General features: G+C 68.6%; 20 protein-coding genes. 13 read left to right on the top strand and 7 right to left on the bottom strand.

Going from position 1 to position 18891, the window contains the following annotated elements; genetic code table 11:
• The first annotated feature begins 12 nt into the window (after positions 1 to 12).
• Both R4P95_RS24160 and R4P95_RS24155 read left to right on the top strand, forming a co-directional pair.
• Positions 13 to 2751, top strand: a complete 2739-nt coding sequence (locus R4P95_RS24160) for a DEAD/DEAH box helicase (RefSeq protein ID WP_317744688.1) — start codon at positions 13 to 15, stop codon at positions 2749 to 2751.
• Between the two features lie 102 nt (positions 2752 to 2853).
• A complete protein-coding gene (locus R4P95_RS24155; protein ID WP_109335067.1) occupies positions 2854 to 3528 on the top strand; it encodes a DUF4333 domain-containing protein in 675 nt (224 codons plus the stop codon).
• Positions 3529 to 3554: 26 nt separating this feature from the next.
• On the opposite strand, the gene R4P95_RS24150 is transcribed toward R4P95_RS24155, so the two are convergent.
• On the bottom strand, positions 3555 to 4511 hold the full coding sequence (locus R4P95_RS24150) for a 5'-3' exonuclease (RefSeq protein ID WP_213572263.1): 957 nt from the start codon (positions 4509 to 4511) through the stop codon (positions 3555 to 3557).
• A gap of 36 nt (positions 4512 to 4547) precedes the next feature.
• Here R4P95_RS24150 and R4P95_RS24145 point away from each other — a divergent pair, with 36 nt between their 5' ends.
• Positions 4548 to 5687, top strand: a complete 1140-nt coding sequence (locus R4P95_RS24145) for a Xaa-Pro peptidase family protein (RefSeq protein ID WP_317744689.1) — start codon at positions 4548 to 4550, stop codon at positions 5685 to 5687.
• Positions 5688 to 5817: 130 nt separating this feature from the next.
• A complete protein-coding gene (locus R4P95_RS24140) occupies positions 5818 to 6576 on the top strand; it encodes a polyprenol monophosphomannose synthase (protein WP_159922049.1) in 759 nt (252 codons plus the stop codon).
• On the opposite strand, the gene R4P95_RS24135 is transcribed toward R4P95_RS24140, so the two are convergent.
• On the bottom strand, positions 6536 to 6949 hold the full coding sequence (locus R4P95_RS24135; protein WP_159922051.1) for a TIGR03618 family F420-dependent PPOX class oxidoreductase: 414 nt from the start codon (positions 6947 to 6949) through the stop codon (positions 6536 to 6538). The genes R4P95_RS24140 and R4P95_RS24135 overlap by 41 nt on opposite strands.
• Positions 6950 to 6979: 30 nt before the next feature.
• Here R4P95_RS24135 and R4P95_RS24130 point away from each other — a divergent pair, with 30 nt between their 5' ends.
• From R4P95_RS24130 to R4P95_RS24115, 4 genes are read left to right on the top strand one after another with little or no spacing between them, the layout of a single operon-like run.
• Positions 6980 to 7756, top strand: a complete 777-nt coding sequence (locus tag R4P95_RS24130; RefSeq protein WP_317744690.1) for an SDR family NAD(P)-dependent oxidoreductase — start codon at positions 6980 to 6982, stop codon at positions 7754 to 7756.
• Positions 7753 to 8991, top strand: coding sequence for a precorrin-6y C5,15-methyltransferase (decarboxylating) subunit CbiE (gene cbiE, locus R4P95_RS24125; protein ID WP_317744692.1), 1239 nt, complete (start codon positions 7753 to 7755; stop codon positions 8989 to 8991). The genes R4P95_RS24130 and cbiE overlap by 4 nt, the downstream gene beginning before the upstream one ends.
• Positions 8988 to 9737 (top strand): precorrin-4 C(11)-methyltransferase, encoded by a 750-nt coding sequence (gene cobM / locus R4P95_RS24120; protein WP_317744694.1) that lies wholly within the window; start codon positions 8988 to 8990, stop codon positions 9735 to 9737. Before cbiE ends, cobM begins: the two co-directional genes overlap by 4 nt.
• 2 nt (positions 9738 to 9739) lie before the next feature.
• Positions 9740 to 10480 carry a cobalt-precorrin-6A reductase gene (locus R4P95_RS24115; RefSeq protein ID WP_317744695.1) on the top strand — a complete coding sequence of 247 codons (741 nt, stop codon included), beginning with the start codon at positions 9740 to 9742 and terminating at the stop codon, positions 10478 to 10480.
• 14 nt (positions 10481 to 10494) lie between these two features.
• On the opposite strand, the gene R4P95_RS24110 is transcribed toward R4P95_RS24115, so the two are convergent.
• Positions 10495 to 10938, bottom strand: a complete 444-nt coding sequence (locus R4P95_RS24110) for a cupin domain-containing protein (protein ID WP_317744697.1) — start codon at positions 10936 to 10938, stop codon at positions 10495 to 10497.
• A gap of 173 nt (positions 10939 to 11111) precedes the next feature.
• Here R4P95_RS24110 and R4P95_RS24105 point away from each other — a divergent pair, with 173 nt between their 5' ends.
• Positions 11112 to 11498: a hypothetical protein gene (locus R4P95_RS24105; RefSeq protein ID WP_213572257.1), complete on the top strand. Its 387-nt coding sequence runs from the start codon at positions 11112 to 11114 to the stop codon at positions 11496 to 11498.
• Between the two features lie 34 nt (positions 11499 to 11532).
• On the opposite strand, the gene R4P95_RS24100 is transcribed toward R4P95_RS24105, so the two are convergent.
• Positions 11533 to 12459, bottom strand: coding sequence for an LLM class F420-dependent oxidoreductase (locus R4P95_RS24100; RefSeq protein ID WP_317744698.1), 927 nt, complete (start codon positions 12457 to 12459; stop codon positions 11533 to 11535).
• A gap of 139 nt (positions 12460 to 12598) precedes the next feature.
• Between R4P95_RS24100 and R4P95_RS24095 the strand changes: the two genes are divergently transcribed.
• Complete coding sequence (locus tag R4P95_RS24095) at positions 12599 to 12886, top strand: hypothetical protein (protein ID WP_159922067.1); 288 nt, start codon at positions 12599 to 12601, stop codon at positions 12884 to 12886.
• A gap of 129 nt (positions 12887 to 13015) precedes the next feature.
• A complete protein-coding gene (locus R4P95_RS24090) occupies positions 13016 to 13861 on the top strand; it encodes an HpcH/HpaI aldolase/citrate lyase family protein (RefSeq protein ID WP_317744699.1) in 846 nt (281 codons plus the stop codon).
• Here R4P95_RS24090 and bla read toward each other — a convergent pair.
• Positions 13836 to 14783 (bottom strand): class A beta-lactamase, encoded by a 948-nt coding sequence (gene bla, locus R4P95_RS24085; RefSeq protein WP_317744700.1) that lies wholly within the window; start codon positions 14781 to 14783, stop codon positions 13836 to 13838. The genes R4P95_RS24090 and bla overlap by 26 nt on opposite strands.
• Before the next feature lie 147 nt (positions 14784 to 14930).
• Here bla and R4P95_RS24080 point away from each other — a divergent pair, with 147 nt between their 5' ends.
• A complete protein-coding gene (locus R4P95_RS24080; RefSeq protein ID WP_317745113.1) occupies positions 14931 to 15824 on the top strand; it encodes a LysR family transcriptional regulator in 894 nt (297 codons plus the stop codon).
• Positions 15821 to 16729, top strand: coding sequence for a serine hydrolase (locus R4P95_RS24075; protein WP_317744701.1), 909 nt, complete (start codon positions 15821 to 15823; stop codon positions 16727 to 16729). Before R4P95_RS24080 ends, R4P95_RS24075 begins: the two co-directional genes overlap by 4 nt.
• 27 nt (positions 16730 to 16756) lie before the next feature.
• Here R4P95_RS24075 and R4P95_RS24070 read toward each other — a convergent pair whose 3' ends face one another.
• Positions 16757 to 18259 carry a precorrin-2 C(20)-methyltransferase gene (locus R4P95_RS24070; RefSeq protein ID WP_317744702.1) on the bottom strand — a complete coding sequence of 501 codons (1503 nt, stop codon included), beginning with the start codon at positions 18257 to 18259 and terminating at the stop codon, positions 16757 to 16759.
• Positions 18256 to 18882, bottom strand: a complete 627-nt coding sequence (locus R4P95_RS24065) for a precorrin-8X methylmutase (protein WP_317744705.1) — start codon at positions 18880 to 18882, stop codon at positions 18256 to 18258. Before R4P95_RS24065 ends, R4P95_RS24070 begins: the two co-directional genes overlap by 4 nt.
• Between the last annotated feature and the right edge of the window lie 9 nt (positions 18883 to 18891).

Here is an 18891-nt window from a genome sequence, read left to right as displayed (position 1 = left end):
CAATCTGACGGGGTGGCTGTAACAACAGGCGAGGCAACCGGCGGCACCGAGCTCGACGTGTTCTCGGAACTGCTCGGTTTCGTCCTCGACCCCTTCCAGATCAATGCTTGCCGCGCGCTCGAGGCCGGGCACGGTGTCCTCGTGTGCGCACCGACCGGTGCAGGCAAGACAGTGGTCGGTGAGTTCGCCGTGCACCTCGCCCTCGCGTCGGGGCGCAAATGCTTCTACACCACGCCCATCAAGGCGCTGAGCAACCAGAAGTACGCCGAGTTGGTGCGCAGGTACGGCAAGAATTCGGTGGGTTTGCTGACCGGCGATTCGAGCATCAACTCCGACGCCCCCGTGGTGGTGATGACCACCGAGGTCCTGCGCAACATGCTGTACGCCGACTCGCCGGCGTTGCGCGGTCTGTCCCATGTGGTGATGGATGAGGTGCACTTTTTGGCGGATCGGTTCCGCGGCGCGGTGTGGGAGGAGGTGATCCTGCACCTGTCCGAGGACGTGCGGCTGGTGAGCCTGTCGGCGACGGTGAGCAACGCCGAGGAATTCGGTGCCTGGATGGAAACCGTCCGGGGTGACACCACCGTGGTCGTCGACGAAACCCGCCCGATCCCGCTGTGGCAGCACATCATGGTCGGCCGTCGACTGTTCGACCTCTTCGACACCCGGGCCCGCACCACGGACGGCCGCCGCGACCTGGTGGTCGACCAGGACCTGGTCCGGCACGTCAAGCAGCGGCAGGCACTCGAGCGGGTCGACCCTTGGGAGTCGCGTGAACGTGGGCGGCGAGGAGGCCGAGGTGGGGTTCCGAGCGACTTCCGCCCGCTGCCGCGTCCGGAGGTCATTGCCCGCCTCGACGACGAGGGGCTGCTGCCGGCCATCACCTTCATCTTCAGCAGGGCCGGCTGCGACGCCGCCCTGGCGCAGTGCCTGCGGTCGCGGCTCGACCTGACGAGTGCCGAGCAGGTAGCCGAGATCCGCACGATCATCGACGCCCACACCGGTGACCTACCGAAGGCGGATCTCGAAGTGCTCGGCTACTGGGAGTGGCGGAAGGCGCTCGAGCGGGGACTCGCCGCGCACCACGCCGGCATGCTGCCCGCGTTCCGTCAGACCGTCGAGGAGTTGTTCGTCAAAGGGCTGGTCCGCGCGGTCTTCGCCACGGAGACATTGGCGCTCGGCATCAACATGCCCGCCCGCACGGTGGTCCTGGAACGGCTCGTGAAGTACAACGGCGAAGCGCACGCCGAATTGACGCCGGGGGAGTACACCCAGCTCACCGGCCGCGCCGGTCGCCGCGGCATCGACGTCGAGGGGCACGCGGTGGTGCTGTGGCAGCCCGGGGTGGAGCCGGTGGACGTCGCGGGCCTGGCCTCCACCCGTACCTTCCCGCTGCGCAGTTCGTTCCGTCCCGGCTACAACATGACGATCAACCTGATCGACCGGATGGGTGCTCCCGAATCGCGGGCCCTGTTGGAGAGGTCGTTCGCTCAGTTCCAGGCCGACCGTTCCGTGGTCGGGCTGACGCGGGGTATCGAGCGCAACGAGGCGGCGATGGCCACCCTGCGGGAGCGCCTCGGCGGAGAAGACGGCGAGTACTTCGAATACGCGCGGCTGCGGGAAGAACTGAGCAGCAGAGAGCGGGCCCTCGAGCGACAGGGCCGCAGCGAGCGCCGCGACGCCGCCGTCGAGTCCCTCACCTCGTTGCGGCGCGGTGACGTGATCGCGATTCCGGTGGGCAGGCATTCAGGTCTGGCCGTCGTCCTGGAACCAGACCGGGACCCGACCGATCCGAAGCCTCTGATCCTGACGGAAGGGAAGTGGGCGGGCCGGGTGTCGGCCGGCGACTTCCCCGAGCCCGCACGGTCGCTGGGCTCGATGCGGATGCCCCGCCGAGTCGACCATCACACCGCCCGGGTTCGCCGCGATCTGGCTTCGGCGTTGCGCAGCACCGGCATTGTCGTGCCGGGACGCCGCAAGAAGAAGAAGGCGGGCGCCGCCGACGACGCGGAGATCGCGCGGCTACGGCGGGCGATCCGTCAGCATCCCTGCCACTCCTGGCCCGACCGTGAGCAGTTGAGTCGGATCGGTGAGCGGTATAACCGGCTGGCCCGCGAGACCGAGACCATGCGGCAGAAGGTGGCCGCCACGACCAACTCGTTAGCCCGCACCTTCGACCGCATCCTGGCGCTGCTGACCGAACGTGGGTATGTCACTGCGGGTGAGCATCCGGAGGCCACCGAGGACGGTGCCCGACTGAGTCGAATCTATTCGGAGAGTGACCTTCTCGTCGCCGAGTGCCTGCGCCAGGGCGTGTGGAAGGGGCTGGGCCCCGCCGAGCTCGCCGCCGTCGTCTCGTCCGTCGTCTTCGAATCGCGGCGCGAAGGCGACACCATCGAACAGGGTGGCCCCGGGGCGTTGCGGTACGCGCTCGACGAGACGGTGCGGGTGTGGCGGGATCTGCGGGCCGAGGAGATCCGGTACAAACTGCCGCCGACGCGTGAACCCGACTTGGGGTTCGCCTCGGCCATTTTCCAATGGGCGAGCGAGAATTCGCTGGTCGACGCGTTGATCGCCGCCGGCGATCAGGGGCGCGCTCTCTCGGCGGGTGACTTCGTCCGCTGGTGCCGACAGGTGATCGATCTGCTCGAGCAGGTCCGCTCGACGTCGCCGGACCCCGGGGTGAGCAGGGCGGCCGGCCGGGCGGTGTCCGCGATCCGTCGTGGTGTCGTCGCGGTGGATGCAGCGTGACCCGGCGACTGTGTGGTTCGATTCGCACGCCGTCCGACGACCCGAATGCGGGTGCGGGGCGCTACGGTATGACGACAAGTGACACGTGAGCGGGAGGCGACGATGAGCGGCCCTTACGGACCGAACGACCCGAACGGACAGTGGGGCCCGGGTCAGGGTAACCCTGACCAGACCGGCGGCCAGTACGGGTCGCCCCAGTACGGTCAGCAACCACCTGCCCAGCCGTGGGGGCAACCGGCACCGGGGGGTCAGCCGGGGCAACCGCAGTGGGGTCAGCAACCGCAGCAGCCCGGCCAACCGCAGTGGGGTCAACAGCCGCAACCCGGCCAGCTCGGTCAACCGGGTCAGCAGCAATGGGGTCAACAGCCCGGCCAGCCCCAGTGGGGTCAGCAGCCCGGGCAACCTCAGCAGTGGGGACAGGCTCCCGGTCAGCAGCAGTGGGGTCAGCCGCCGGCGTCGTCCGGCAAGTCAAAGGTGCCGTGGATCATCGGTGGTGTGGTGGCGCTGCTGGTGGTCGTGGGCGTGGCACTGGCCCTCGCGTTCACCGTGTTCGGCACGGACACCCTCGACCAGAAGGCCGCCGAGGAGGGTGTCGAGCGCATCGTCACCGAATCGTACGGTGCCGAGAACGTGTCCGGCGTGTCCTGCCCGGCTGACCAGGAAGTGAAGGAGGGCAACAGCTTCGAGTGCACGCTCACCGTCGATGGTGAGAAGAAGCGAGTCACCCTGACCTTCACCGACGACAAGGGCACCTACGAGGTCAGTCGTCCCAGTTAGATCCGGTAGTCCGCCGCGGTCGGTCCCTACGGGACCTGCGCGGCGGCCACCGACTGCATCGCCGCCGTGAGGCGGGCAACGGAACTGCCGATTCCGAGTTCTTCCGCCAGTCCGCCGAGCCGGTCCGCATCGACCGGTTCGGCGGGCAACGTGTCTTCACGGGACAACACGACGTCGGCGTCGCGTACCACCCGTACCACCGGCAGGGCGGCGTCGAGATAGTCCGCTGCCGCAGCGAATTTCGCGCGCGCCCCCTTCGCCATGTCCGATTCCGGATCGAGTGCGGCGGCCCGCAGATTCGCGAGCGATCCGTATTGCATGATCAGGCTCGATGCGGTCTTCTCACCGATGCCCTTCACCCCGGGCAACCCGTCCGAGGAGTCGCCGCGCAGCAGGGCGAGTTCGGCGTAGGCGTCGCCGGCCCGGTCCGCCGGCACCCCGTATTTGGCGGCCACCTCCGCCGGACCCAGAAGTTCGGCCTTCGCCAGGCCGCGCACGACGTACAGGACGCGGACCGGCACCGGTTCGTCGGCCACCACCTGCAGGAGGTCGCGGTCTCCGCTGACCACGATGGTCGGGTCGCGGGTCTCGGTGGCGGCGAGGGTGCCGAGCACGTCGTCCGCCTCGAGACCCTCGGCACCGGCCGTTGCGATCCCGGCGGCGGCGAGGACCTCGAGGATCATCGGCACTTGAGGAGACAGCGTGTCGGGCACCTCTTCCTCTGCCCCGTCGCTCTCCTCGGCGACCCGGTGCGTCTTGTAGGTGGGCACTGCGGCCACCCGGAACGCCGGCCGCCAATCGAGGTCGAGGCACACGGCGAGCCGGGAGGGCCGGTGGGTGGTGATCAGCGCGGCCATCATGTCGGTGAATCCGCGTACGGCGTTGACCGGTCGGCCGTCCGGGGACGTGATGGAATCGGGCAGCGCGTAGTAGGCGCGAAACCACAGGCTGGCACCGTCGAGGAGAAGCAGGGGCTTACTCATGGCTCACATACTGCCAAACGGCATTAACCTGAGCGCATGAGTTCCCTCGGAGCGTCCACGTCCCGCTTCCCCGCAGCCAGTTACGCCGACCGGATTGCCCGGGCCGGCGCGCTCGCCCGCGAGTCCGGACTCGACGGCCTGCTCATCACACCCGGTCCCGATCTGCGGTATCTGCTCGGTTCCCGCGCCGAATCGTTCGAAAGGCTCACCTGCCTGGTGATTCCGGCGACCGGTGAGACCGCCTCGGTGGTCGTGCCGCGCCTCGAATTGGCATCGCTCACCGAGTCGGCGGCGTCCGAACTCGGCGTGAGGGTGCTCGACTGGGTCGACGGGGTCGACCCGTATGCCCTGGTCGCCGGAGCGCTACCGGCGCCGGCGCGAACCGCCGTCACCGACGCCATGCCGGCGTTGCATCTGCTGCCCCTGGCCCAGGAGCTCGGCGCGCTGCCCGTTCTTGCAACCGGAGTGCTGCGCGAGTTGCGGATGGTCAAGGACGAGGCCGAGATCGACGCCCTTCGCCGGGCAGGTCGGGCGATCGACCGGGTGCATGCGCGGATGGGCGAGTTCTTGACGGTCGGCCGCACCGAAGCCGAGGTCGCCGCGGACATCACCGCCGCCATACTCGACGAGGGGCACACGGAAGCCGCCTTCGTGATCGTCGGATCGGGCCCGCACGGCGCCGATCCTCATCACGAGGTGTCGGACCGGGTAATCGAATCGGGTGACGTGGTGGTCATCGACATCGGCGGCCCCGTGGACCCGGGGTATAACTCCGACTCCACCCGCACCTACTGCATGGGCGAACCGGATCCGGCGGTGGCGGCCCGGGTGGCCGTCCTCGAGGCGGCGCAGGCGGCGGCCGTCGACCTCGTTCGTCCCGGGGTGGCGGCGGAGGCCGTCGATGCGGCCGCGCGGGACCTGCTGGCGGCGGAGGGCCTGGCCGACGCCTTCGTCCACCGCACCGGTCATGGCATCGGTCTTTCCGTACACGAGGAGCCGTACATCGTGTCCGGCAACGCGATCGAGCTGACGGAGGGGATGGCGTTCAGTGTGGAACCGGGAATCTACTTCCCCGGGCAGTGGGGGGCTCGCATCGAGGACATCGTCGTCGTCACCGCCGACGGCTGCGAATCCCTCAACACCCGGCCGCACGGGTTGACGGTCCTTCCCGGCTGATCCGGCTCGGCCGATCCGGACGTGCGGCAGGGCCTGCCGCCACGGGTAGTAACATCTAACCTTTGTTCGCGACCGCACTCGCCGCCGCCCGTCGGCGGCGGGTCGGGATCACAGATCAACCGAAGGTGTCATGGAGAGCGTCGCCCCGAAGGTAACCGTCGTCGTACCGACGTACAACGAACGCGACAACCTGCCCAAGCTCGTCGAATTTCTCGACGCGTTGCAGATCGCGAACATGCACGTGCTCGTGGTCGACGACAACTCGCCGGACGGTACCGGCGACGTCGCCGAGAAGCTCGCGATCGACGCGCCCATCCCGGTGGGCGTCCTGCACCGCACCGTCAAGGACGGGCTCGGGCGCGCCTACGTGGCCGGGATGACACGGGCGCTCGACGAGGGCGCCGACATCGTCATTCAGATGGACGCCGACCTGTCGCATCCCGCCGAGGCGATCCCGCGCATGGTCGAGACACTGACGCAGACGGATGCCGCGGTGGTGCTCGGTTCTCGCTACGTGGCCGGCGGTGCGGTTGCCAGCGACTGGCCCTGGCACCGTAAAGCGCTGTCGGCGTGGGCCAATTTCTATGTCAACGCGATTCTGCGGCTGCGGGTGAAGGATGCCACCGCCGGGTTCAAGGCCTGGCACGCCGACACTCTGCGGGCGATCGACGTCCACGGGGTGCAGAGCAACGGCTACGCCTTCCAGGTCGAGATGAACTACCGGACCGTGCAGCGCGGCATGCGCATCGCCGAGGTGCCCATCCGTTTCGAGGAGCGCACCGATGGTGTGTCGAAGATGAGCCTGGGTGTGCAGATGGAGTCGGCGCTGGTGCCGTGGAAACTGCGGTTCAGTGGCCGCGCAGCGAAGCGGAACCGAGCACGCGGCTGACCGCGATCTCGACGACCACCCGGGTCGGATTCTCGCGCGGCTGCCGGTAGCGGGCCGCGTACCGCGCGACCGCATCCGCCACCGCCTCCGGGTCGGTGAGCACCCGGGACGGCCCCTCGAGGGTCATCCACCGCGGGCCGTCGACCTGGCTCACCGCGGCGTACCCGCCACGGTCGGCGTTGAGCGCCTTCTGGGACGAACCGTTGGTGATCACCCGTGCGATGCCGTGCTCCTGATCCCAGGTGAAGCCGACGGCCACCACATGGGGGGTGCCGTTCTTGCGCAGTGTGGTGAGGGTGCCGAGGTGATATTCACCGAGGAAGGTGAGAGCTGAATCGGTGAGGCGAATCGGTGCCTGGGGGGTGCGGTCCATGACCCGACGGTAATCCAGGACACTGGACCGGTGAGCCTGGGATCGAAGAGGAACAGCCGACAGCATGTGGACGACGGGGCGGTACTCCTGCTGGGCGGGCGCAGCGAGATCGGTCTCGAGATCGCGACCCGGCTGGCGCCCGGCCGCACGATCGTCCTGGCGGCGCGCCGAAGCGGCGACCTCGCCGCTGAACGGCAAGCGTTGCTCGACGCCGGTGCGTCGGCCGTGGAGTGCGTGGAATTCGATGCCGACGACCTCGGCAGCCACGAGGGCCTTCTTCGGTCCGTCGTGACCGCGCACGGCCCGGTGGCGGTGGCGATCCTCGCGTTCGGCATTGTGGGCGATCAGGCGCGCGCCGAGCGGGACGCACGACACGCCGTGGCGGTGGTGCACACCGATTACGTCGCACAGATCAGTGTGCTGACTCATCTGGCCACCCTGCTCCGCGCCCAGGGGTCGGGACGCCTGGTGGTGTTCTCGTCCGTCGCCGGAGTGCGGGTACGGCGGGCCAACTATGTGTACGGGTCCGCGAAGGCCGGGCTCGACGGATTCGCCTCCGGACTCGGGGACGCCCTCCACGGCAGCGGGGTGTCCCTCATGCTGGTCCGGCCGGGTTTCGTCGTCGGACGGATGACGGAGGGGATGTCCGCGGCACCGATGTCGAGTACGCCCGGGCAGGTCGCGGACGCTGTGGTTCGCGGACTGCGCCGGGGGTCGGCCCGGGTGTGGGTGCCGGGACGGCTGCGCCCGGTGTTCTTCGTTCTGCGGCTGCTGCCGCAGGCACTCTGGCGCCGGATGCCGCGATGAGTGATGTCGTCGCCGTAGTGGGTATCGGCGCGGACGGCTGGGACGGGCTGTCCCCGCGCGGGCAACGGGAGATCCGGGAAGCCGACGTGCTGATGGGCTCGAGCAGGCAACTCACGCTGATCCCCGAATCTCCTGCGCTGCGGGTTGCATGGCCGTCGCCGCTGGTGCCGGCGCTCGGTGGTCTGTTGGACGCTCATGCCGGCCGGAAGGTGTGCGTGCTGGCGAGCGGCGACCCGATGTTCCACGGCATCGGGGTGACACTGGTCGAGCTGCTGGGTCCGGAACGGGTGCGCGTTGTCAGCCATCCGTCTTCGGCGACGCTGGCCTGCGCCCGGTTGGGCTGGCCGGCGCACGACACTCCCGTGGTGAGCCTGGTGAGCCGGCCGCCCGAGACTTTGTTGCCCGCCCTGCACGATCAGGCGCGCATTCTGGTGCTCAGCCGCGACGAACACACCCCGGCCGCGGTGGCCGCGCTGCTGCGAGGTCACGGGTTCGGCGACTCGCGCCTCACCGTGCTGGGGGAGCTGGGCGGGCCCGGGGAATCCCGGGTCGACGGGGCGGCGTCGACGTGGAACCACGACGCCGGGACCCGGCTGAACGTAATCGCCGTGGCGTGCCGCGCGGGCGCAGACAGCCCACGGCTGACCAGGCTTCCCGGCCTCGCCGACGCGGCGTACTCGGGTGACGGCCAGATGACCAAGCATGAGATCCGGGCACTGACGCTGTGCGCCCTGGCGCCCGCTCCGGGAGAGGTCCTCTGGGATGTGGGCGGCGGGTCGGGCACGATCGCGATCGAATGGATGCGCAGTCATCCCCGGTGCCGGGCCGTCGCGTTCGAGCGTGATCCCGCGCGCGTTGCCCAGATCGAGGCAAACGCAACTGCACTCGGGGTGCCCGCCCTCACCGTCCACGGTGCCGCGCCCGCGGCGTTCGGTGCCGTACGGGAACAGGAGGGACGCGTGCCGGACGCCATCTTCGTCGGAGGCGGCCTCACCGAGGACGGTGTTCTGGACGGGTGCTGGTCCCGGCTCCGTGACGGCGGCCGATTGGTGGCCAACGCCGTGACGGCAGAGTCGGAGGCGCTGCTGCTGCGGTGGTTCTCCGTGCACGGCGGGCAGCTTCGCAAGTTCCAGGTGTATCGCGGCCAACCGCTCGGCGGATTCACCGCCTGGCGTCCACAATTGCCGGTCGCGCAATGGTCGGTGACGAAGCAGGCGAAAGGTGATTCAGCATGACGGTCTACTTCATCGGGGCCGGTCCGGGAGCGGCCGACCTCGTCACCGTGCGGGCGCAGCGCATCATCGCGGCCAGCCCGGTGTGCCTCTACGCGGGAAGTCTGGTTCCCCGAGAGTTGCTCGCCGAATGCCCTGACGGCGCACGGGTGATCGACACGGCCCGCCTGAGTCTCGACGAGATCGTCGCCCTGCTGATCGAGGCCGACGCCGCCGGTCAGGATGTGGCGCGGCTGCATTCGGGGGATCCGTCGATCTTCAGTGCGGTCGCCGAGCAGGCGCGCAGACTCGACGCCGCGGGCGTGGAGTACACCCTGGTGCCCGGAGTTCCCGCGTTCACCGCTGCGGCAGCGTCGCTCGGGCGGGAACTGACGGTGCCCGGCGTGTCCCAGTCGATCGTGCTGACCCGGGTGTCCACGTTGTCCACCGCCATGCCGGAGGGAGAGGATCTGCGGTCGCTGGGTCGCAGTCGCGCCACCCTCGTGGTGCATCTCGGGGCGCACCGGATCGATCAGATCGCCCTGGAACTGACCGAGAACTACGGTCGCGACTGCCCGGCCGCCGTCGTCGCCTTCGCCTCCCGACCCGACGAGATCGTGTTGCGCGGCACCCTCGCCACCATCGCGGACCAGGTGAAAGCTGCCGGCGTCACGAAGACGGCTGTTGTGATCGTCGGCAAAGTCCTTGCTGCCGAGGGCTTCCCGGACAGCTACCTGTATTCGGCCGCCCGCGAGCGCACCACCCACTGACCGTGCGGCGGATACTGATCCTCGGAGGTACCGGGGAGGCGAGGTCGCTGGCAGCGGCGTTGGCGGATGATCCGTCGATCGACACCGTGTCGTCCCTCGCCGGCCGGGTTCGGGATCCGCGGATCCCGGCCGGCGACGTCCGGATCGGCGGGTTCGGCGGAGAGGACGGCCTCGCGGACTGGTTGCGGGGCAACCCCGTCGACGCGATCGTCGATGCCACCCACCCGTTCGCCGCACGCATCACCGAGAACGCGGCCGAGGCGGCCCGGCGCTGCAGAATTCCCCTGGTCGTGCTGCGACGGCCCGAGTGGTCACCCGTCCCGGGTGACGACTGGCGCCGCGTCCCGGACCTCTCCGCAGCGGCCGCACTCCTTCCCGGGCGCGGAACGCGCATCTTCCTCACCGTGGGACGGCAGGGGGTCGGGGCATTCGCCGACCTGCGTGCACTGTGGTTCCTCGTGCGCGCGATCGATCCACCGGAAGTCGACCTTCCCGCGCGCTCGACTCTGCTTCTCGCCCGCGGGCCGTTCACCGTGCCGGCAGAGATCGACCTCATGCGGGAGCACCGCATCGACGTACTCGTCACCAAGAACAGCGGTGGTGAACAGACCGCCGCGAAACTGCATGCGGCGCGCGACCTCGGGCTTCCCGTGGTGATGATCGACCGCCCACCATTACCCTCCGCCGCCGCGATCGTCGGCGACGTTGCGGGCGCACTCGACTGGATCCGCTCGGACCGGTAGGTCCCGGCACAGCGTCAACACGTGACGGCGGGCGCGTCCTCCGACAGGGGTTTGCCCGCCGGTTCGGTGTAGAACGCCAGCAGAACCAGTGGAACCTCACCCAGATTGGAACCGATGTGCACGTGGTCGCTGCCGAAGTTCTCGGTGATCGCCTGCCCGGCGGCGGTCACCACTGTGGTGCAATCGTCCAGAGTTCTTGTGAGAACCCCTGATTCGACGAACGCGTAGACAGGACCGTCGTGGTAGTGCCACCCCGTGCTGCCGCCGGGTGCGATTTCGATGCGGCGCAGGGTGAGATCGGTGGCACCGGTCTCCGCGGAACCGGTCATGGCGGGCACGGTGGTTTCGAACAGGATCTGCGCCGTCACGCCCGACGACGGAGTGGCCTGCGCAGGGGAGGGAAGAAGCACTGCCAGAGCTACACAGGACAACGCAGCCAGACTCGGTTTGACGGACATCGCCACCACCTCTCGGGGCACGGAAGTGCCCGAACACCCCAGCCTACGGTTGGCGGGGTGACCCACGGGCCCGTTTCGGGATCGGATACTTCGGGCCCATTTTCGCCTCCCGCGCCCACCACACCGGGTTAGAGTCGGAACGGTTTTTCCTTCGTCAGCAGGGTGGGATCACGATGAACTTGGTGAAGAAGTCAGTAGCGTCGGCTCTCGTTGCGGGGGCGTTGACCATGGGAGCGGGTACGGCGCACGCCGATCCGGTGGAGCCGAGCGGTATCGTGCCCGCTCAGGTTGCTCCCTTCCGGCACGAGGTCGACAAGCAGAAAGCCCTCGAGAACATGCTCAACGAGCTCGGCGTCGGCTGGGCCAACGGCGGAGCGGCGGGGACGGCGATCGGCGCCCTGATCGGTCTCGGGGTGGGGTGTGTGTCGATGTTCCCCGGTAGCCTCGCCGGTTGCATGATCGGGACCCCCATCGGCGCCATTACGGGCGCCATCGTGGGTATCGGTAACGGAAATCCCAGGGCGCAGCAGGCCATTCAGGAGTACATCACCACGCCGTAGCGGTGAGCGGTGGCCCGGACGGTGACCGTCCGGGTCACCCACGCTTGCGGAGAGCGGCGATGACGGGCGCGAATACCTCCATGTAGGGGTCGTGGACGGTGATGTAGGAGAAGCCGTACCGTTCGCGGTGCCGCGCGAGTTGTTCGGCCATCTCGTCGACGGTTCCCAACAGCAGATACGGCGTATCGAGCACGGCGTCGGCTGTCATGCTTCCGGTCATCCGTTCGGCGATGCGCTGTGCCGCGGACTTTCGGTCGTCTGTCTCGACGACCATCTGCACGAGCAGGTGCCATTCGATGCCGTCCGCCCGACTTCCGGCGTGCTTGCGCACGAATCGGATTCGTTCGTCGGTTTCTTCGGCTGTGGCGAGCCGGAACGTTCCCGGCGGCTTACCGGGAATCTGGAATGTGCCCGCCACCCCGACGGTGTCCGCGTGTGCCGCAGCGATGCGCAACACACGATCACCGGTGCCGCCGATCAGCAGGGGCGGTCCCGACCCTTCGAAGCCCGACCGCTGGAGTGGTCGGGGTGCGTCCCGTTCTTCGGGGAGCTCGTCGAAATCGGTGGTGAAGAACGTGTGCAGGTCGTCGACCGTGGTCGCCAACTGCTCGACCCGCCCACCGAACGGTTTCCACTCGATGTCGGCGGCGTCGAACTCCCACTTCATGTGCCCCGCGCCGAGACCGATCTCGATCCGGCCGTCGGTGAGGACGTCGGTGGTCGCGATCTCCCGCGCGAGGAGGGCCGCGTTCCAGAACGGAGCATTGAGTACCAGGGTGCCGACCCGCTGCGGGGTGGCGTCGGCGATGGCCACCAGCAGCGGAAACGGTGCCGGTGCGCCGAGATGGTCGGCGGCGAGCACCACGTCGTAGCCCAGTTCCGCGCTGCGGCGACAGCGATCGATCAGCGCGTCGCGGGAACCGACATCGAGGATGTTGAAGGAGAACCGGAAATCGCGCATGACCACCACGATGCCTGATCGGCGGGGGAGTGCGCAGGAAATCCGGGACCGCTGTCGTGAAGCGATGGTAACGATAGTTCTGCGATGAACGACCTAACGGCACAGAACTGTCGTGTCCCCGCCACGTGAAGGAGCTTTCGTGCAGAAGAAGTCCGTTCGGCGAACCGCAGCACTCGTCGGCCTCCTGGCCGCACCCCTCGTTCTCGGATCCACCGTCGGGGCAGGCACGGCCGGGGCCGACCCCTGGCATGTCGGCCCCGTCTACCGCGCCGAGACGTCCGGTGAAGGTGGCGAGTACTTCTGCAACAAGGCAGCAGCGCTCGAGAAGACCACCGGTTACATCATCATCCCCTGCACCTTCGATTCCGCGGCGGACGTGTGGTATCGGGTGGTGTTCAACCCGGTCAACTGGGCTTTCGACATCTGACCCGTGACGAGTCGGGTCGGCGCACCTGACGAAGCGGCAGCTTTGTGTGCCGGGCACACTCCACTTCGGCGAGTGTGCCCGGGTGCCGGTCTTCAGCAGACTGTCGAGCATGGCAGAGCGTAGAGCGACATGAGTATCGACATGGTCCGGACCCCGTCGGTCGATGTCCTGATGGCCCGCAGCTGGTTCCTGGTTCCCGCAGTCGATTCCGAAACAATCACCGCCGCAGCCCAGTCCGGAACCGACTGCCTCGTCGTCGACCTGGAGGACGGGCTGCCTTCGGCCGCAAAGGACGACGGACGTGCCTGCGTTGCCGGATGGCTCGACAGTCACCGCGGCTGGGTACGTCTCAATGACGCGACCACCGACCACTGGCAGCGTGACCTCGAGTCGATCCGGGGGTCGAGGGGCTTGCAGGGGGTGATGTTGTCGAAAACGGATTCGCCCGAACAGATTCGTGCCACCGCCGCCGCACTTCCCGGTGTGCCGGTGGTTGCCCTGATCGAATCAGCCGCCGCGGTGGTGGCCGCCGACGAGATCGCCCGCACTGCGCCGGTGGTGCGGCTGGCATTCGGGATCGGCGACTACTGCCGCGACATCGGCGCGGGCCGCAGCCCGATGGCGCTCGCGTACGCGCGATCACGGCTGGTCAACGCCAGTCGCGCCGCGGGCATCGGTGCGCCCGTCGACGGACCGACACTCGTGCTCGACGCCGAGGTGACGCGGTCCGATGCGCTGCTTGCTCTCGACATGGGTATGACGGGCAAGCTGACCTTGTCGAGCGAGCAGGTCCCGGTGATCAATTCGGCGTTGGCCCCGGATGCGGACGAAGTGGTCTGGGCCGAGACGATCATCGACCGTCTCGGCGCCGACGGCAGTCGCGCCACCCATGGCGGTCACCGACCTCAGCTCGCCCGTGCCCATGACATCTTGCGGCGATCCGCGCACTTCACGGGGCGTCGAGCGCTCCGATGACCGCGGTTGTCGTCTCGGCAATGGCGTCGCTGTTCGGTTGAGCCGCTTCCTGATTGGTCGAACTGTCGGTCAGGATGACGAGCACGAGGGGGTTGCCCTCCCGATCCCACACCACGCCGGCGTCGTTGGCGGTTCCGAATCGTCCGGTTCCGGTCTTGTCGGCGGCGGACCACCCCGGCGGCAACCCTGCCCGGATACGCGTGTCGGAGGTGGTGCTGGCGCGCAGCCAGTCGAGCAACTGCCGTCGGTGGGTGGGCTCGAGCTCGTCGCCGAGGAGCAGTGCCCGGTAGCCCTCGGCGAGGCCGTCGGTCGTGGACGTGTCGCGGGGATCGCCGCGGAGGGCGGTGTTCAGTTCGGTCTCCCAGCGGTCGAGTCGGGTGGTGTCGTCACCGATGCTGCGAGCGAGTGAGGTGATGGCCTGCGGACCCCCGATTTCCGTCAACAGTAGGTTTCCGGCGGTGTTGTCGCTGCGGGTGAGGGCCGCTTCGGCGAGCTCCGCCAGCGTCATCGAGGTGCCCACTGCCGCCGCGGTGACCGGTGAATTCTCCACCAGAGCAGAGGCTTCGACGGGAATCGCCTTGTCGAGTGACGAGGTGCCTTCACTCGTACGGCGGAGAACCTCTGCGGCGGCGTACGTCTTGAACGTCGAGCACAGGGCGAACCTTTCGGCGCCGCGATGCCGGTACACGGCCCCGGTGGTGGGATCGACTGCCGTGACACCGATGCGGGTCGAGTACTGTGCCTCCAGCTCAGCGATGCGTGAGTCGAGGAAAGCCGCCTGCGCCGACGAGACCGCCGACGCGACGGCCGGTGCCGACGTGACGGGTCGAACGGATTCCGCGGCGTCCGTGCAGGCGCCGAGCAGCAGAGGCAGTGCGAGCGCGAGGGTGTAGACGTGGCGAGGAGATCGTAGTCGGGTCATGCACACAATCTCGGGCTGATGGGGCGCGAACGCAAAGACGTGAACGTCGCCCCGCCGAGTCGTCTTCGATATCACCGCAGCGTGGCACCCGTCCGCACAGGACCTTTTTGGTGGACGCACCCGGCCGCGTTGTTCGCCGCTGGTTCAATAGTGGGCATGGATCTTCTCCGCCATCTCAGTTTCTTTGTCGCCGTTGCGGAAGAGGGTCACTTCGGAAACGCCGCAACCCGGCTGGGGATGACACAGCCGCCGCTGTCGCAGGGAGTCCGGCGGCTCGAACAGCGACTCGGCACCGAACTCGTTTCCCGCAGTGCGCGCGGTGTCGGGCTGACGGAGGCGGGACGGCACCTGTTGCCGCGGGCGCGGCTGCTCGTGAACGATGCCGCCCGGTTCGAGGACGAGGCGCGCCGCCTCGGAGGTGGAAGCGACGCGGTGGTGCGATGGGGTGTGACGCCCGCGTTGGGCGACGATATCGTGGTGCGGTGTGTTCGTGCCCTCCGCGACGCGGACCGCGCCCACCGGACGAGGGTGATGACGCGAACAGCGGCAACGACCGACTTGGTGGAAGAGGTCCGCAGCGGCAGTCTCGACGTGGCGGTGATCGAACATCCCGCGCTGCTCACCGGGCTCGGCAGTGGGCCTGTCCTGAAGATCCGGCGCTGGGTGGTGGTTCCGGACGATCACCCCGCAGCGACCGCCCGACAGCCTCAGGTCCGAATGTTGCGGGGGTTGACGCTGTCGACCGGCCCACGCTCGGACAACCCACCGGCGCACGATCTGTTCGTCGACCTGTGGCGGGCCCGCGGCCTCGACCCGGACGTCGTCGTCGCGCCGGGACCACGGGAGGTGCTCGCCCACGTGGCGGCCGGTGGCTGTTTCGGGGTGACCACGACTTCGCCGGCGGACATGCCGGGGGTGGCCTGGCTCGACCTGGTACGCCACCACCTGGCCTTGCGCGTGCGCATCGTCTGGCGGTCGGGCAGTGACGTCTCCGTCTCCGCAGGCGCACTCGACCGAGTGCTGTTCAAGGGCGGGCGATGACTTCGTCGCCCGAGAAACGGATCCGTGACGTCTTCGCCGACGCCGGGTGCGTCGGCTGGCTCCACGCGCGCCGGGTCGGCCCGACCGATGACGGCGTTCCGGCCGTCTCCGTCGACGGTGACGACCTGGTCGTCACCGCGTCGGTGTACAAACTGCCGCTGCTGGTCGCCCTCTGCCGCGCCTTCGACGCGGGCACACTGTCGCCGACGTCGACGGTGCGTGTCAACCCGGCGGACTGCACACCGGGGCCGACCGGGGTGTCGATGTTCCGCGATCCCGTGGTGATGAGCTGGCGGGATCTCGCGCTGTCGATGATGACCGTCTCCGACAACGCCGCGGCTGATCTCGTTCTCGGCGGAGTCGGTCTCGACGCCGTCGACAGGGTGCTCACCGACCTGTGTCTGACACGGACCCGCATCGTGGGCGGGACAGCGGACGTGCATCGGAAACTGGTGATCGACTCCCACGCGCACACCACTGCGGAAGCGTTCGCCGCGCTCGCCGACAACGACGATGCGTGGACGGTGTCGGCCTACGACCCCTCGTACGCGAGTGCCACCACCCCGCGTGAGATGACGGCGTTGCTCGACGCGATCTGGACGGACCGGGCGGTGTCGCCGGTGCAGGGCGAGTTCATCCGGCAGGTGATGGCTGCGCAGGTGTGGCAACACCGAATCCGCTCGGGATTTCCCTATGCCGACGTCACCGTGGCGGGGAAGACCGGGACCATCGGGGCGATCCGCAACGAGGCGGCCGTGGTCACCTTCCCGGGTGAGATTCCGGTGGCCGTGGCCGTGTTCACCCGGGCCGCGCGGGCGGATCCCCTTCTGCCCGTGGTGGATCAGGCGATCGGCCGCGCCGCCCAGATCGCGGTGACCGAACTTCGGTCCGGACGCATCGAGTGAGACCCGGTGTCGATGTGCTGCGTCCGCTCAGCCGGGATAGCGGCGGGGAGTGAAGACCCGGATGCCGTGTTCGTTCTCGACGACGGTGGTCATCGAGGAGCCGACGATCAGCAGGCACCGCATGTCGATCTCGGCGGGGTCGAGATCGGCGAGGCGGACCACCCGCACCGATTCCTGCACGCCGGCCACATCGCGTCCGATGATCACGGGGGTGTCGGGGGAGCGGTGCTCGAGCACGAGGTCGCGCATCGCGGCCACCTGCCAGGTACGTGACTTCGACGCCGGGTTGTAGACGGCGAACGCCATGTCGGCGCTCGCCACCGCCGAAATACGTTGCGCCACGATGTCCCACGGCTTCAGCCGGTCCGACAGGGACAGGACGGCGTAGTCGTGGCCGAGGGGAGCACCGACACGGCTCGCCACCGCGTTGGCGGCGGTCATGCCGGGGAGCACGCGGACGGGAACGTCACGCCACTGGTCCTCGGCAGCCACCTCGAGCACGGCCGCGGCCATGGCGAACACCCCCGGGTCACCGGAGGACACCACGGCCACCCGGGCCCCGTTCTTGGCCAGGTCGAGCGCCATCGCCGCGCGTTCGGCCTCGACGCGGTTGTCGCTGGCATGCCGGCGCTGACCGGGCCGTTCGGGCACCCTGTCGATGTACGGACCGTAGCCGACGACGTCGGTGGCGAGGGACAATTCGTACTGCACTTCGGGGGTGGTCCAGGCGTGATCGCCCGGACCCAGTCCGACGACGACGAGTTCGCCGGTGGGTGCTGTGGTGTCCCCGCGGCTGTTGGACGGGCTCGGGATCACGGCGATCGAGAAGTAGGGCACGTCGCTGTCGGATACCTCGTCCGCGGAGGCGATCCGTTCCCGGTCGGTGCTGGCCCGCTCGACATACCAGGCCTCGTCGATGCGGCCGGAATCTTTCAGCGCCTGGCGGACCGCCGGATAGGTGCGGCCGAGCTTGAGGATCGCGGCGGCGTCGGTCTCACGGAGGCGTCGGGTCAATTCCGCCTGCGGCAACGTTCCGGGCAGGACGGTGAGCACTTCCTCACCCTCGACCAGCGGCATGGCCAGGGCGGCCGAGGCGGCGCTCACGGCAGTCACACCGGGGATCACCTCGGCGTCGAACCGCTGCGCCAACCTTTTGTGCATGTGCATGTACGAGCTGTAGAACAGCGGGTCACCCGCGGCGAGCAGCGCGACCGAACGACCGGCCTCGAGATGCGCGGCGAGCCGCCCCGACGCGTGCTCGTAGAACTCGTCCATCGCCCCCTGATAGCCGCCGGGATGATCGATCGTCTCGGTGGTGACGGGGTAGACGAGGTGCTCCTCGATCTGGTCCTCACGCATGTATGGGGCCGCGACACCGCGGGAGATGCTTTTGCCGTGCCGGGCGCTGTGGAACGCCACCACGTCGGCCTCGGCGATGACCCGCGCCGCCTTGACCGTCACCAGTTCCGGATCGCCCGGACCGATTCCGACTCCCCACAGTTTGCCGTGCGCACTCGTCTCGGCGCTCATTCCACTTCACTCGCAATCGCGTTCAGGGCCGCCGCCGTGATGGCACTGCCACCCCGTCTGCCGCGCACCACCAGGTAGTCGAGGCCGCTCCGATGCTCGATCAGTGCTTCCTTCGATTCGGCCGCACCGATGAAACCGACCGGACCACCGATCACCGCGGCGGGACGCGCCGCGCCCGACTCGATCATGTGGAGCAGGTAGAAGAGGGCGGTGGGGGCGTTCCCGATCGCGACAACGGCACCCTCGAGTTTGCTGCCCCACAACTCCAACGCGGCGGCCGACCGGGTGTTCCCGATCTGCGCGGCCAGGACGGGTACCCGGGGGTCGCGGAGCGTGCACAGCACTTCGTTGTCCGCGGGCAGTCGCTTGCGGGTGACGCCGGCCGCCACCATCTGCGCATCGCAGAAGATCGGGGCGCCGTTCGCGAGGGCCTCCCGCGCGGCCTTGACGACACCGGGGGTGAATGCGACGTCGTCCACCAGATCGACCTGGCCGCTCGCGTGGATCATGCGGACCACGGCCTGCGAGACGTCCGCGGGGAAGGCGCTGAGATCTGCTTCGGCGCGAATCGTGGCGAAGGACTGGCGGTAGATCTCCGCGCCGTCTCGGATGTACTCGATCATGGCCTCACG

It is taken from the genome of Rhodococcus sp. IEGM 27 (genome assembly GCF_033142305.1).
GTDB classification, from domain to species: Bacteria; Actinomycetota; Actinomycetes; order Mycobacteriales; family Mycobacteriaceae; genus Rhodococcus_F; species Rhodococcus_F oxybenzonivorans.
Note: the sequence above shows the minus strand (reverse complement) of the source record. Positions and strands in the feature narration are given on the sequence as shown.

What these genes read in the sequence shown, in the direction of transcription:
- R4P95_RS24155 (WP_109335067.1), top strand. Translation starts at nt 2,854, where the DNA reads ATGAGCGGCCCTTACGGACCGAACGACCCGAACGGACAGTGGGGCCCG.
- R4P95_RS24150 (WP_213572263.1), bottom strand. Translation starts at nt 4,511, where the DNA reads ATGAGTAAGCCCCTGCTTCTCCTCGACGGTGCCAGCCTGTGGTTTCGC.
- R4P95_RS24145 (WP_317744689.1), top strand. Translation starts at nt 4,548, where the DNA reads ATGAGTTCCCTCGGAGCGTCCACGTCCCGCTTCCCCGCAGCCAGTTAC.
- R4P95_RS24140 (WP_159922049.1), top strand. Translation starts at nt 5,818, where the DNA reads ATGGAGAGCGTCGCCCCGAAGGTAACCGTCGTCGTACCGACGTACAAC.
- R4P95_RS24135 (WP_159922051.1), bottom strand. Translation starts at nt 6,949, where the DNA reads ATGGACCGCACCCCCCAGGCACCGATTCGCCTCACCGATTCAGCTCTC.
- cbiE (WP_317744692.1), top strand. Translation starts at nt 7,753, where the DNA reads ATGAGTGATGTCGTCGCCGTAGTGGGTATCGGCGCGGACGGCTGGGAC.
- cobM (WP_317744694.1), top strand. Translation starts at nt 8,988, where the DNA reads ATGACGGTCTACTTCATCGGGGCCGGTCCGGGAGCGGCCGACCTCGTC.
- R4P95_RS24110 (WP_317744697.1), bottom strand. Translation starts at nt 10,938, where the DNA reads ATGTCCGTCAAACCGAGTCTGGCTGCGTTGTCCTGTGTAGCTCTGGCA.
- R4P95_RS24105 (WP_213572257.1), top strand. Translation starts at nt 11,112, where the DNA reads ATGAACTTGGTGAAGAAGTCAGTAGCGTCGGCTCTCGTTGCGGGGGCG.
- R4P95_RS24100 (WP_317744698.1), bottom strand. Translation starts at nt 12,459, where the DNA reads ATGCGCGATTTCCGGTTCTCCTTCAACATCCTCGATGTCGGTTCCCGC.
- R4P95_RS24090 (WP_317744699.1), top strand. Translation starts at nt 13,016, where the DNA reads ATGAGTATCGACATGGTCCGGACCCCGTCGGTCGATGTCCTGATGGCC.
- bla (WP_317744700.1), bottom strand. Translation starts at nt 14,783, where the DNA reads ATGACCCGACTACGATCTCCTCGCCACGTCTACACCCTCGCGCTCGCA.
- R4P95_RS24075 (WP_317744701.1), top strand. Translation starts at nt 15,821, where the DNA reads ATGACTTCGTCGCCCGAGAAACGGATCCGTGACGTCTTCGCCGACGCC.
- R4P95_RS24070 (WP_317744702.1), bottom strand. Translation starts at nt 18,259, where the DNA reads ATGAGCGCCGAGACGAGTGCGCACGGCAAACTGTGGGGAGTCGGAATC.
- R4P95_RS24065 (WP_317744705.1), bottom strand. Translation starts at nt 18,882, where the DNA reads ATGATCGAGTACATCCGAGACGGCGCGGAGATCTACCGCCAGTCCTTC.